The sequence below is a fragment of the Hyphomicrobium sp. genome (assembly GCF_035572195.1).
In the GTDB taxonomy this organism is placed as follows: Bacteria; Pseudomonadota; Alphaproteobacteria; order Rhizobiales; family Hyphomicrobiaceae; genus Hyphomicrobium_B.
In genome coordinates this window covers 1-13,472 of record NZ_DATNBA010000158.1, presented here as the reverse complement: position 1 = coordinate 13,472, position 13,472 = coordinate 1, and the positions used below count along the sequence as shown (strand labels likewise).

Annotated in this window: 11 protein-coding genes; 5 read left to right on the top strand and 6 right to left on the bottom strand. The window is 59.9% G+C overall.

Features of this window, described 5'->3' with window-relative positions:
• Both VN623_RS13320 and VN623_RS13315 read left to right on the top strand, forming a co-directional pair.
• Nucleotides 1-128: hypothetical protein (locus tag VN623_RS13320; RefSeq protein WP_325571683.1), on the top strand; the 128-nt coding region annotated here is incomplete at its 5' end.
• Nucleotides 129-133: 5 nt separating this feature from the next.
• Nucleotides 134-817 carry a phosphorylase gene (locus VN623_RS13315; RefSeq protein WP_325571681.1) on the top strand — a complete coding sequence of 228 codons (684 nt, stop codon included), beginning with the start codon at nucleotides 134-136 and terminating at the stop codon, nucleotides 815-817.
• Here the strand turns inward: VN623_RS13315 and hpnH are convergent.
• Nucleotides 761-1,909 (bottom strand): adenosyl-hopene transferase HpnH, encoded by a 1,149-nt coding sequence (gene hpnH, locus VN623_RS13310; RefSeq protein ID WP_325571679.1) that lies wholly within the window; start codon nucleotides 1,907-1,909, stop codon nucleotides 761-763. The two genes, VN623_RS13315 and hpnH, sit on opposite strands and share 57 nt — an antisense overlap.
• A 46-nt stretch (nucleotides 1,910-1,955) precedes the next feature.
• Nucleotides 1,956-2,885, bottom strand: coding sequence for a 4-hydroxy-3-methylbut-2-enyl diphosphate reductase (gene ispH / locus VN623_RS13305; protein WP_325571678.1), 930 nt, complete (start codon nucleotides 2,883-2,885; stop codon nucleotides 1,956-1,958).
• Between the two features lie 363 nt (nucleotides 2,886-3,248).
• On the opposite strand from ispH, the gene VN623_RS13300 reads away from it, so the two are divergent.
• On the top strand, nucleotides 3,249-5,855 hold the full coding sequence (locus tag VN623_RS13300) for an MMPL family transporter (protein ID WP_325571676.1): 2,607 nt from the start codon (nucleotides 3,249-3,251) through the stop codon (nucleotides 5,853-5,855).
• Between the two features lie 10 nt (nucleotides 5,856-5,865).
• Here VN623_RS13300 and hpnJ read toward each other — a convergent pair whose 3' ends face one another.
• Nucleotides 5,866-7,284 carry a hopanoid biosynthesis associated radical SAM protein HpnJ gene (gene hpnJ, locus VN623_RS13295; protein ID WP_325571674.1) on the bottom strand — a complete coding sequence of 473 codons (1,419 nt, stop codon included), beginning with the start codon at nucleotides 7,282-7,284 and terminating at the stop codon, nucleotides 5,866-5,868.
• A gap of 10 nt (nucleotides 7,285-7,294) precedes the next feature.
• Nucleotides 7,295-8,428, bottom strand: a complete 1,134-nt coding sequence (gene hpnI / locus VN623_RS13290; RefSeq protein ID WP_325571672.1) for a bacteriohopanetetrol glucosamine biosynthesis glycosyltransferase HpnI — start codon at nucleotides 8,426-8,428, stop codon at nucleotides 7,295-7,297.
• A gap of 133 nt (nucleotides 8,429-8,561) precedes the next feature.
• Between hpnI and VN623_RS13285 the strand changes: the two genes are divergently transcribed.
• Nucleotides 8,562-9,545 carry a VacJ family lipoprotein gene (locus VN623_RS13285; protein ID WP_325571670.1) on the top strand — a complete coding sequence of 328 codons (984 nt, stop codon included), beginning with the start codon at nucleotides 8,562-8,564 and terminating at the stop codon, nucleotides 9,543-9,545.
• 6 nt (nucleotides 9,546-9,551) lie between these two features.
• Here VN623_RS13285 and VN623_RS13280 read toward each other — a convergent pair whose 3' ends face one another.
• Nucleotides 9,552-10,187, bottom strand: a complete 636-nt coding sequence (locus tag VN623_RS13280; RefSeq protein ID WP_325571668.1) for an ABC transporter substrate-binding protein — start codon at nucleotides 10,185-10,187, stop codon at nucleotides 9,552-9,554.
• A 245-nt stretch (nucleotides 10,188-10,432) separates the two neighbouring features.
• Here VN623_RS13280 and dxs point away from each other — a divergent pair, with 245 nt between their 5' ends.
• Nucleotides 10,433-12,379: a 1-deoxy-D-xylulose-5-phosphate synthase gene (gene dxs / locus VN623_RS13275; RefSeq protein WP_325571666.1), complete on the top strand. Its 1,947-nt coding sequence runs from the start codon at nucleotides 10,433-10,435 to the stop codon at nucleotides 12,377-12,379.
• Nucleotides 12,380-12,404: 25 nt separating this feature from the next.
• On the opposite strand, the gene VN623_RS13270 is transcribed toward dxs, so the two are convergent.
• Nucleotides 12,405-13,472, bottom strand: a 1,068-nt coding sequence (locus VN623_RS13270; RefSeq protein ID WP_325571664.1) for a lysylphosphatidylglycerol synthase domain-containing protein, incomplete at its 5' end; no start/stop codon positions are given.

The following is a 13,472-nucleotide window of genomic DNA, read 5'->3' as shown; positions in this document are numbered from 1 at the left end:
CGACCGGCTTTCCGCGCGTCTTTTATCTTCGCTATCACGGCTATGCGAAATTTTTTCCGATGTGGGCCTTGGCGCGCTATCGCAATCTCAAAGCCGCAAACACCAAATCGGTTCTGGTCGGGATGTAACGCCAGTGCGGTCCGTGGGTTTGGTGATCGCCGCGACAGGCCTTGCTGCGGAAGCGCGAATTGCGGAGCATTCTAAAGGCGTCATAGCTGTCGCGTCAGGCGGCGATGCAACACGCCTCGCGTCTTTGATCGAAGGGCTAATTGCCGACGGCGTGCGCGGCATCATCAGCTTCGGCATCGCCGGCGGGTTGCGGGCAGACTTGAAATCCGGAACTTGTGTCGTCGGAACGTCGGTTGTTCACGGTGGACGTTCCTATTTGGCAGACGCGGCCTGGACAAAGCGCATCGCCGGATGTTTGCCCGACGCGGAACTCGGTGCGATCGCCGGTTGTCAGAGCGTCGTCGCAAATCCAGCAGCAAAGAAGCTCTTGTTCGATGAGACGGGCGCCATCGCGGCCGATATGGAAAGCCACGTCGCGGCGCGCATCGCAGCTGATCGGCAGGTGCCGTTCGCAGTCTTACGCGTTATCGCCGATCCTGCCCATCAGCGGCTGCCGCCTGCCGCCATCCACGGCCTGAAGCCGGACGGTTCGCCCGACATCATTGCCGTCATCAAATCATTGCGCTCCGAGCCCAGCCAGCTGCCGGATTTGATCCGCGCGGCTATAGCAGCTCGCCGTGCGATGATCGAACTATTCCGCTGCCACAGGCTTCTTGGCCCGGGCCTCGGCTTCACTGATCTCGGCTAGCTTGTGCTCGACGTGCCGCGAGAACACGAACTCTGCTGGCCGCTGGCGATCGAGCGGAATGTCAGGTGCCATCGGGCCATCCGTCTTGACGCCCTTCAGCGTCACCGCCGCAATCTTCCAGGGGCGCTTGACTGCATCCATGACAGCGGTGGCTTCAAAGCCGGAATGAACCATGCAATCGGCACACTTCTCATAATTGCCGGTGCCGTACTTATCCCAATCCGTATCCTCCATCAGCTCTTTGAAGGTCTTGGCGTAACCTTCTCCGAGCAGATAGCAGGGCCGCTGCCAACCGAACACTGTGCGCGTCGGGTTGCCCCACGGCGTGCAGTGATAGGTCTGATTGCCGGCGAGGAAATCAAGGAATAGGGCGGACTGGAAGAACGGCCAGGCGCGGCCACCTCGCCCGCGTTTCAGAATATCGCGGAAGAGTTGCTTCGTCTTTGTGCGATTGAGGAAGTGCTGCTGATCGGGTGCCCGCTCGTAGGCGTATCCCGGCGAAATCGTAATGCCACCGATGCCGAGCGCCTTGACGTCGTCGAGAAATTTCGCGACGCGCTCAGGCTCGGCATCGCTGAATAAGGTGCAATTGATATTGACGCGGAAGCCTTTCGCCTTGGCGGTTGCAATGGCTTCGAGGGCCCGGTCGTAGACGCCTTTTTGATTGACCGACTTGTCGTGCATGTCCTTGTCGCCATCGAGATGGATCGACCAGTTGAAGCGGCTGTGCGGTTTGTAAAGATCGATCTTTTTTTCCAGCAGCAGCGCGTTTGTGCAGACGGTAACGAATTTTCCTTTGGCCAGCGCCCCGGTGACGATCTCGGGGAGTTCCTTGTGAAGTAGCGGTTCGCCGCCGGCGAGGACGACGACGGGCGCGCCGCATTCGTCCATTGAATGCAAAGCGTCGGCGACCGAAATGCGCTGATTGAGAATCTTGTCGGGATAATCGATCTTGCCGCAGCCCGCGCACGCGAGGTTGCAGCGAAAGAGCGGCTCGAGCATCAACACGAGCGGATAGCGCTTACGGCCCCTAAGGTGTTGTCCCACCACATAGGCCCCGATCGACAGCGCTTGATTTAATGGAATTCCCACCCGGTAGGTTCCCCCAATTACGACGCTCGAACCGGCCTGATCTGCATCACGAAACTTCGAGCAATTCAGGCGGCAGACGGAACGTTATCTTTTCCTCGATGCCTTGCAGGGCCTCGATTTCGATCGGCTCGAGTTTAGCTAACGCAGCAATTACGTCGTCCACAAGGACATCCGGTGCCGAAGCCCCTGCTGTTATGCCGATCGTGTGTTTCCCGGCAAGCCATTCCGAGTCGATATCGCGCCCGTCTGCGACGAGATAGCTCGGAATGCCGCATTCGGCTCCGATCTCGCGCAACCGGTTCGAATTGGAACTGTTGGCGGCACCCACCACCAGAAGCAGTTCGACGTGCTGGCACAGTTTCCTGACGGCTGTTTGCCGGTTCTGCGTCGCGTAGCAGATGTCGCGGGTTTCGGGCCCGATGACATCGCTGAACCGGCCTTTGATGGCTTCGATCGTCGCTCGCGTATCGTCGACGCTAAGCGTCGTCTGCGTGACGTAAGCGATCGGCGTATCATCCGCCAGATCCAGCCGCTCGACGTCGTCGCGATCTTCGACGAGATGAACGGGTCCGGAGATCCGTCCGAGCGTGCCTTCGACTTCCACATGACCCGCGTGCCCGATCAGAATGACCGTGCGGCCCAGGTCGGAATAGCGCTGTCCCTGGTTGTGGACTTTGGTGACGAGGGGACACGTGGCATCGAGAACGTTGAGCCTGCGCGATGCGGCATCGGCTTCGACGGCTCGTGATACGCCGTGCGCGCTGAAGATCGTCGTCGCCCCGGCTGGAACGTCGGCAAGCTCCTCGACGAAGCGGGCGCCCTTGGCTTTCAGATTTTCGACGACATAGCGATTGTGCACGATCTCATGGCGCACGTAGACGGGCGCCTCGTGCTTGGCGAGTGCCCGTTCGACGATGTCGATTGCGCGGACGACACCAGCGCAAAAACCGCGCGGCTGCGCCAAAATCAGCTTCATGCAGAAACCCCCGTTCTGCCGGCACGCGGCCGCAGGATCGAGTGATCCAACTTCGACGTGTCCGGACCGCTCGCGTCGATGCGCGCCGTTCCTGGACCTGCTTCTTTTTCGCTCTCGACTTTACGCGCTAAATTTTTGGATATGCATCGTCGCCAGCGTCGCGATCTGCATGGGTCCTTCGTAACGTGTCAGAAAAGCAACACATTTCACTTGGACTTGCTATCCCGACGGATTGAAGAGCCGGTTACGAAAGTCCGCAAACGACCGCCGCATTCCTATCTCGCGGCTAACATGAGTCTGGCGCAGGATGCTCATTAACAATCTCGATCTTCGACATCGAAAACGCCGCGTTCCGGTGACGAGATGATCGAACGCGTGGTTGCGAAGATCGTCAGCGCTGCATTGAGATTCCCGTGGCTGACGATCGTTTTGGGGCTTTTGCTGACCGCAGGCGCGGTCGCCTACGTCGGCGCCAATTTTGCCATTACGACCGATACAAGCCAGCTTATCTCTCCGGATCTCGACTGGCGGCAACGCGAGCGGCAGTTCGATGCCGCTTTTCCACAGCATACCGACACCATCAATGTCGTCATCGATGGCATAACTCCGGAAATTGCCGAGAAAGCCGCTCGGGATCTTTCGACGGCGCTGTCGAAAGCCAAGCCGAAACTTTTTGAAATCGTGCGGCGGCGCGACGGCGGCGCGTTCTTCGAGAACAACGGCCTCCTCTACCTGTCGCTCGACGAGGTTCGGCAAACGACGGAAAGCCTGATCAGGGCACAGCCCGTGCTCGGCACGTTGTCCGCCGACCCGACGCTCAACGGATTGGCCAAGGCGCTGAGCTTCATTCCATTGGGTATCAATGAAGGACGGAGCACCTGGAAGGATTTCGAAAAGCCGCTGACCGTGCTTGCCGACGCCATCGGCGATCTTACGGCCGGAAAATCGACGGCGTTCTCGTGGGGCGAGTTGTTGACCGGCGAAAAGCCTCATCCGGCCGATCTGCGTCGCTTCATCGAGGTGAAGCCCGTTCTCGATTACGGTGATTTGCAGCCGGGTGCCGAAGCGTCCGAATTGATCCGCAGCACCGCGCGGACGTTGGAACTTACGCCCGATAATGGCGTGCGCGTGCGCCTCACCGGTTCCGTACCGATGGCTGATGAGGAATTCGGCACCGTCGCCGAAGGAGCATTGCTCAACGCCTGTTTGACGATCGGCGCCGTGCTGCTCATCTTGTGGCTGGCGTTGCGTTCGGGGCGCATCATCTTCGCGGTTCTCGTCGGGCTTTTCGCCGGACTCGCTATGACGGCAGCCGTGGGTCTGGCGCTGGTCGGAGCGCTCAACCTCATCTCGATCGCCTTCGCGGTTTTGTTCGTCGGCATTGGCGTCGATTTCGGCATTCAGTTTTCGGTGCGATATCGACAGGAACGGCACGACAAAGACGCTTTACGCGACGCGCTGATAGCCGCTGGCCGCAATGCGGGGAAGCCCTTGGCCCTGGCCGCCGCTGCTACGGCCGCGGGCTTTTATGCGTTTCTGCCGACCGCCTACAAAGGCGTGTCGGAACTCGGCCTCATCGCCGGAACCGGCATGATCATCGCCTTTCTAATGAGCATCACCTTTCTGCCGGCGCTTCTGGTGCTGCTGAAACCGCCCGGCGAACCGCGCGACGTCGGCTATCGCATGCTGGCTCCGGTTGACCGGTTCATGGCGCGTCATCGCCGCCTCATTCTGGCGATTACGGCCATTGGCGTCGCCTCCGGGTTGCCCCTTCTCGGCCGCCTCGAATTCGATTTCAACCCGATCAATCTGCGCAGCGCCAAAGTCGAATCGGTTTCGACATTCAACGATCTGATGAAAGACCCGCTCACGGCCCCCAACACGATCGCGATTTTGCAGCCATCTCTCGCCGATGCCGACGCTTTGGCGGCGAAGATTGACCTTCTTCCAGAGGTGTCGCGCACGGTGACTCTCACGAGCTTCGTGCCTGAGCAGCAGCAAGAAAAATTGGCGTTGATCCGGGATGCAGCCGAGCTGATCGGACCGACCATCGAGCCTCCGGACGCGGACCCGAAGGCGTCGGACGAAGACACCCAAACATCGCTGAACGACGCCGCAACGGCATTCGAGGCGGCCAAGTCGAAGGGTGGCGGCTCGCCTCTTGCCGACCGCATGGCCTACGTGCTGCGAAAACTCGCGGAGGCTACGCCCGAAGTCAGGTCGACGGTCGAGCGCGCTCTTTTGGATGGCCTGAAACTGCGCATCGAGCAGATCCGTGCTGCGCTGAAGGCCGAGCCGGTGACGATCAAGACTTTGCCGCCTGAAGTCGTGTCCGATTGGATTGCGCACGATGGCAGAGCCAGAATAGAGGTCGGGCCGAAGGGCGATGGCAACGACAACGGCAATCTGAGACGCTTTGCGTCGGCGGTGCTCGCTGTCGCTCCCGAGGCAACCGGTGTTCCGATTCTCATTCAGGAATCGGCCCGAACGGTCGTCCGTTCTTTCATCCAGGCCGGCGCACTGGCGCTGATATCGATCACGATCATTCTGTTCGTGGCGCTGCGCCGCGTCAGCGACGTGCTGCTGACGCTCGTGCCGCTGCTACTCGCGGGCGTCGTAACACTCGAAATCTGCGTGCTGATCGGGCTGCCGTTGAATTTCGCTAATATCATTGCGCTGCCGGTCCTGCTCGGCGTCGGCGTGGCTTTCAAAATCTATTACGTGCTTGCCTGGCGGCAGGGAGAAACGAGCCTGCTCGCGTCGCCGCTGACACGCGCCGTCATTTTCAGCGCCATGACGACCGCGACGGCCTTCGGCAGTCTATGGCTCTCGAGCCATCCCGGAACGTCGAGCATGGGCGAATTACTGGCGCTGTCGCTCGTTACGACGCTCGCCGCGGCCGTGCTGTTTCAGCCGATTTTGATGGGCCCGCCGCGGCAAGCATCTAGCCAGGATAAGCCGCCGGCATGAACCGGCGTGCTTACGCTTCTTCGCGGTTGCGCAGGAATTGGAAGAATTCCACGCCCTCGCGCAAACGGCGCTTCATCATTTCCGGTGAGGTAATCATCTCGCCGACAATGGACGCGATCTTCGACGGCCGGAAATAGAATTTCTTGTAAAAGTCTTCGACCGAATTGAAGATTTCCGTATGGCCGAGATGCGGATAGTTCAGCGGCGCGATCTGCGTGCCGTCGTCGGTTAGAAGATCGGTATCTTCGGCGAACCAGCCGTTTTCCTTCGCCTGTTTGTAAAGGAAGGTACCCGGATAGGGCGCCGCAAGAGATACCTGGATCGTATGCGGGTTTACTTCCTTGGCGAACTCCAGCGTCTCCTTGATCGTCTCATGTGTCTCGCCCGGCAGGCCCAGGATGAAGGTGCCGTGAATAACGATGCCGAGCTCGCGGCAGTCCTTGGAAAACCGCTTGGCGACGTCGACCAGCAGGCCCTTCTTGATGTTGTGAAGAATTTTCTGATTGCCAGATTCGTATCCGACGAGCAGCAGACGCAGGCCGTTGTCTTTCAGAACTTCGAGCGTCTTGCGCGGCACGTTGGCTTTGGCGTTGCACGACCAGACGACGCCGAGTTTGCCCAGCTCCTTCGCCAGCGCTTCGACACGCGGCAGGTTGTCGGTCAGCGTGTCGTCGTCGAAGAAGATCTCCTTCACCTGCGGCAAGGCTTCCTTCACGTACTTCACTTCCTCGATCACATGCTCGATCGAACGGACGCGATAGTTGTGACCGCCAACCGTCTGCGGCCAGAGGCAGAAGGTGCAGCGAGATTTGCAGCCCCTGCCCGTATAGAAAGAAACGTACGGGTGTTTCAGATAGCCGCCGAAATATTTGGTGATGTCGAGATCGCGCTTGTAGACCGGCGTCACGAACGGCAGATCGTCCATATTGTGCAAGATTTCGCGATCGACATTATGGACGACGACGCCTTCGGAGTTGCGATAGGAGATGCCTTTCACGTTCGCCCAGTCGCGTCCGTCGGCGACCTCTTTGATGGTGAAATCAAACTCGTTGCGCGCGACGAAGTCGATGGCCGTTGTCGAGATGAACGCTTTCTCCGGTTCCACGGCAACCTTGGCGCCGATGAAACCGATTTTCGCGCTCGGATTAATTTCCTTGATCATCTCGGCCGTCTTCACGTCCGACTTGAAAGACGGCGAAGACGTGTGCAGCACGATCAGGTCTTTGCCGCGGATATCGCCTTCGATGTCCTTGAACGAGAGATTATGCGGCGGCGCGTCGATCAGCTTGGAGCCTTCGACGAGTGCCGCGGGCTGCGCCAGCCAAGTCGGATACCAGAACGAGCGCACTTCGCGCTTCATCTGGTAGCGCGCGCCGGCGCCGCCGTCGTAGCCGTCAAAGGATGGAGCCTGCAAAAAGAGCGTGCGCATAGGGCGCCTTTCAAACCGGTGTGACAGATCCATCGGAGCCAACGCGGTAGCGACGCCCCCGCCAATCAACCGCCCCGGGCACAAAGCTAGCAACGAACACGGCGAAACTTAGCAAGTCTCGCAAGGGACTGAGCCAAACAGAACTTTGGCCCCCGCCCGGGAGGCGTTCAACTTGTATCGGAACGAAGACGCGACAGGCAAGGGTCGTTGCCAGGATGATCAGCCCTATGGCGCTGAAGCCACTCAATAGCAGCGCGGCGATTGCGAAAGGCAACGGATGCGTGACGATTGAACCCGCGTAACCCTTGGGATCGACAAGGCGAATCGTGCGTGCCCAACGGAGTTCATGGGCAAGGACTTGCGGTAACGTGCGCTCCGAAAACGTGTGGTCGACGGTGAATGCGGGTATGGCGATTTTTAGCCCAAGCCGCCTGACGGCCTCACCGATCGCGTAATCGTCGGCAAGGGTATCGGCAACCGATTCGAAACCGCCGATTCGCTTTAAGGTCTCCCTGCGTAGCGCGATCGTCGATCCGAAACAGGGCCGCGCGAGTCCGAATCGAAGTCCCACCAAGACGCTCGGCAGGAAGTGGTGGTCGACGGCGGCGGCTGCGAGTCGCGACCAAATTCCGCCGACGGCATGCCCACGATAGAGGCACGTCACCAGGCCAACTTCGGGTTGCTGCAAGGTAGCGACGACGTCTCGGACGTAATTGCGATCAACGCGCATGTCGCTGTCGCTGAGAACGATGACGTCGTGCTGTGCGAGCGGAAACATACTGAGAATATTTGAGATTTTGGGGTTTCCGCAGCTCCGGCTCAGCGCCACGGCGAGCTTGATCGCGTGATTCGGAAATTGGGCGCGGAGATTTTCGACAACTTTGATCGCCGGATCGGCGGCGTCCTGTACGCCGCATACGAGTTCGACGTTCGCCGCATAGTCCTGTGCGCAAAATGACGCAAGGTTTTGCTCCAGCGCAGTTTCGGCGCCATAAAGCGGCTTCAGTAGCGTGACGTCTTCGGCTTTCTGCGGCAGGGGCAGCGGTTGGCCGGCGAATTTGCTCGTCAACACACCCGCCAACACCGCGTAAACGCTACCGATAATGGCGACAAGGGTGCAAACAAGCCACAGACAAGTCGTCATTCTGGGATTACTTTCCGTCTTCGAGAGGTGAGCGTTCGCCGTCAGGCCGTGCGCGAAGCTAGCCTTCGGCTAGGAACGGCGATAGATCTGAAAAGCTGACTTGTGGGGGTCAGCAACGGGGGAAGTTCGGCACGTGAAGGTTCGCGCTATCGTCAATCTGGCCGGCTGTATTTTGGTCGGCGTGGGCCTGTCGGCCTGCGCCGGTACGGCACCCTCATTGCCGCCAGCTCAATATCTCGCTTCGCCCGAAAAAACTGAAGAGCCGCGGGCGATCGCTGATCCGAACGAGCAGTACAATCGCTCGGTTTTCGAGAGCAATCAGAAATTCAACCACGCCGTCCTTTATCCGGTCGCCAAGGCCTACAACGGCATACCGGAAGACGTGCGCGACCGGGTTGCCGCGTTTGCGGCAAATCTCTCCGAGCCGATGGTCTTCGCCAACAACATTTTACAACTGCGACTGAAGGCGGCCGCCACAACTCTCGGCCGCTTCGCCGTTAACACAACGATTGGCCTCGGCGGTCTCTTCGACGTCGCGACAGCGCAAGGAATGAACGCTCAATCCGGCGACTTCGGCCAAACGCTTTACGTCTGGGGATATCGCGACACTAGCTACACCGTTTTGCCGATCATTGGCCCCACGAACGTCAGAGACGCGATCGGCGGCGTTGTCGAGTTTGCAGCCGAACTCCCCGCTGGACTGTCTGGCGCTTTGGTCCCGGTGCAATATGCGTCGATGGCCAACGCCGTAGGCACGGCCGGAACCGTGACAAGTCCGCTGACCAAGCTGAGCAAAGCCGAAGACATGCAAACTCTCGAAGAGAGTTCGATTGACTTCTACACGATGCTCAAGAGCGTGACCGATCAGAAACGCCAAGCCGAGCTTCAGGAAGCGCTGAATACGAGCGCATTGACGGGCGAGCCGGTGCCCCCCGATCCGAATGCCATAGAGCCCGTGACGGTACTGGTTTCCTCGCCGACCATGCTGCCGCAACGCCAGCCCGCTAAGGCGATTGTCGAAGCCACGGCGCCGGTCGTGTCGAGTTACACACAGCGTGGCGGCACGGTCGTGGTCATCGGTCCGCCCTCTCCCGCACCTGCGAGCCCGGCAGAGTAAGGCCGCTCAGCGCCCCGCGAGCAGCCTGTCGCCCTGCTTGCGCAACGAGGCGATCAGCGCATCCGGTCCGCCCGCTCTCATGATTGATGTGAACTCCGCCCGACGACTGGCGAGCTCGCTGATGGTGCCATCGAGATAAACGTCGACGACTTTCCAGTCCGGTCCCGTTTTCCGCATCAGATAATTGATCGCGACCGGCTTGCCGTTGCTTTGCACGATCTGCGTGTGGACCATCTTGTCGGCCGGCGCACGCTCGGCAATTCCGACAATCTGGAACGACTCGCCGGAAAAGCCATCGAAACGCTTGGCGTAAGTCGCGAACATCATGCGCCCGAATGCATCGGTTACGGCTGCTTGTTGTTCGGGTTGCAGTGTTTCCCAGCTCTGTCCGACGGCCATCCGCGACATCGAGGCGATATCGTAGGTCTTCGCGAGCACAGGTGCCAGCGCGTTGAAACGCCCCTGCACACCGAGCTGCTGCGCTTGCTTCATTGTATCGAGAAGCTTTGCATTCAAGGCGTCGATCGTTTTCTCCGGCGTTCCGGCGGCTAGCGCTGCGGCGCCCGAAAACGCGCAGATGCACGCTGCAATCAGCGCACGTGCGACGACGCCCATAGCAAATGATTTCTTGATCGGAGCCATAGGCCGCCTCCCTGCTTCGCTTTTTGGAAAACATAAACCGGCGAACCGTTGACGGTTCGGTGGACCTTAGTGTGAGGACACGATGGCATTATTTAGCCAATGTTTACGCGGCTGTATGGCATGTAGTGAGGCTGCACTGCAACACTTCCCCGCAGAGTCCTCGGAGATGTGCTTGTTTCGTTTTTCGGCCTCGCCTGTAGGTCCATAACTACAGGAGGAGACTGAATTCAGGGGGAGTCCAATCTATGGATGCAGTCGTGTCTCGGTCATCCAAGACGCCGCTGCTGGATCGAATCGAAAATCCAGACGATCTCCGGCGGCTGCCTGAAGCTGAACTTCCACGCCTTGCGGCAGAACTGCGAACCGAAACAATCGACGCCGTATCCGTGACGGGCGGCCATCTCGGCGCCGGTCTCGGTGTCGTCGAATTGACGGTCGCTCTGCACTATCTCTTCGATACGCCAAAGGATCGGTTGATTTGGGACGTCAGCCACCAGACCTACCCGCACAAAATCCTCACCGGACGTCGCGATCGTATTCGGACGCTTCGCCAGGCTAACGGCCTTTCCGGTTTTACCAAGCGCACTGAGAGCGACTACGATCCTTTCGGCGCAGCCCACTCTTCAACGTCGATTTCCGCCGGCCTCGGCATGGCCGTGGCGCGCAATCTCAGCGGCGGCAGCAACAACGTCGTCTGCGTCATCGGTGATGGCGCCATGAGCGCCGGCATGGCCTACGAAGCGATGAACAACGCCGGCGCGCGCGACGAACGGCTGATCGTCATTTTGAACGACAACGACATGTCGATTGCGCCGCCGACGGGCGCCATGTCGTCGTATCTCGCCCGCATCACATCGAGCGGCTCATATTTCTACGTTCGCGATATCGCAAAGCAGCTTGCAAAGCGTTTGCCAAAGAGCTGGGAACGCCGCGCGGCGCGCGTTGAAGAGTATACGCGGCACCTTTGGCAAGGTGGAGCTTGGTTCGAAGAACTCGGCTTCTACTATGTCGGCCCGATCGACGGACATGACCTCGGTCAGTTGCTGCCGGTACTGAAGAATGTCCGCGATGCCAAGCGCGGCCCGATTCTCGTCCACGTCGTGACGCAGAAGGGCAAGGGCTATGCGCCCGCCGAAGCCTCGCCGGACAAATATCACGGCGTTGCCAAGTTCAACGTCGTAACGGGCGTGCAGGCGAAACCTCAGACGACACTGCCGTCATACACGCGCGTCTTCGCCGACAGCCTCGCTGCCGAAGCCAGGAAAGATCCGAAGATCGTCGCAATCACGGCCGCCATGCCCGACGGAACGGGTCTCGATATTTTTGGTCGTGAATTTCCCGATCGAACATTTGACGTCGGCATCGCCGAACAGCATGCCGTGACGTTTGCCGCGGGGCTCGCGACCGAAGGCATGAAGCCGTTCGCCGCGATCTATTCGACGTTTCTGCAACGCGGCTACGACCAGGTTGTGCACGATGTCGCGATCCAGAACCTGCCGGTCAGATTCGCCATCGACCGTGCCGGCTTCGTTGGTGCCGATGGTCCGACACACGCGGGATCGTTCGATCTGGCTTACCTCGGCTGCTTACCGAATTTCGTCATCATGGCGGCATCGGACGAAGCCGAGCTGGTGCACATGGTCGCCACGGCGGCCGCTATCGACGATCGTCCGAGCGCCGTCCGCTATCCGCGCGGAGAAGGAACAGGCGTTGCGCTTCCCAAGGTTGGCGTGCCTCTGCCGATCGGCAAAGGCCGCGTTTTGCGTCAAGGCACGACGGTCGCGTTGCTGTCACTCGGAACGCGTCTGGCAGAGACGTTGAAAGCCGCCGACCAGCTTGCGGCGCTGGGCTTTTCCGCGACCGTGGCGGACGCGCGCTTCATGAAGCCGCTTGATACGGATTTGATCCGTCAGCTTGCCCAAAATCACGAGGTACTCGTTACCATCGAAGAAGGGTCGGTCGGCGGCTTTGGCAGTCACGTGCTGCACTATTTGGCCGAAAACGGTCTACTCGATCACGGTCTCAAGGTGCGTGCCAAAGTCATGCCTGACATTTTCGTCGATCAGGACAAACCCGAAACGATGTACCAGCACGCCGGCCTCACGGCACCTGGAATTGTCGAGACGGTTTGCGACGCGCTGCAGCTGAATAAACTGGGCGATGCGCGCGGCCGTGGTCGCGTGCGCGGCTAGACGCTTTGCGCGCGCCGCCTCTTTCTCATCGGCGCGAGGCGCGCCATAAGCGTCGCGTTTCAAGTGCCTGCCAGACAAGTAGGCAGGGCACGCCGGTCAGAACTTCCCTGGCCCGCTTCAAAAGTGACAACCCGAGGGCGATGTCGGGGCCGAGGCCAAAGAGCGCTCCGAGCGCGACGTAGCCGCCTTCTTGCACGCCGGCGGCCCAAGGTACGAAAACCGCCATCCGAAGGGACAACAGAAGGCTCTCGATCACGAGGACATCGCTGAAGTCGAGCGGATGCCCCATGAACGACAGCGCCAGCCACGCCTCGCCCGATCCGACGATCCAGGCGACGAAGTGCAGACCCGCCGACGAGATAGGCCGGCTCGGAGCGTGATAGATGTCATTGATACCGGCATGGATGCTGCGCGATTGATCAGGCTCGCTCCAGGGCGCCGTCAGCCCGAGCCGGTCGGCTAGGGTCTCGAGGAAACGAAAAAGCCCGCCTCTTTGTGCTGCTATGAAGCCCGCCATCGCGACAGCCGAGACCGCAAGCGCGCCGAGCGACCACCATGCGATGCTTTCGCCCGGTTGCTGCCAGCTTAGAATGGCGAGACCCACGAGCGCGAAGAGAATCAAGCTGACGATCTCCATCGTCAAATCGACGACGGTCGTCGCGCCGGCCGCGCCTGGGCTGAGGCCATAGATCGAAAGTTCGCGGGCAGCGACGACTTCACCGGCAGCCGGTACAACCGCAAGAATGTTCGCGACGCTGTCCCGCAACAGGCGCGCCCAGTGGCACAACAAGGTCGCGTTTCGATGCGGCTCGATGATGAGGCAGCGCCAGGCCAGCGCGCACAAGATAAGTGAAGCGAAATATACGCCCGTCATCGCCGCAAGACCGCGCCAGCCGGCGGTCAAAAAGGCTTCGCCGACTTGCGCCGAGCCGAAATACAGAATGAGCGCCGTGGCGAGCGCGATGCCGGCCAAGGCGAAAAGCGTCATGCCGGTCTTCATGCGCCCCGAAAGCGGCCTGCCGTTCTTTTCGGCTTCATCGCTCGGATGGGATCCTTGCGAAGATGTCGAAAGCGGCACCGGGCCTGAATTCTT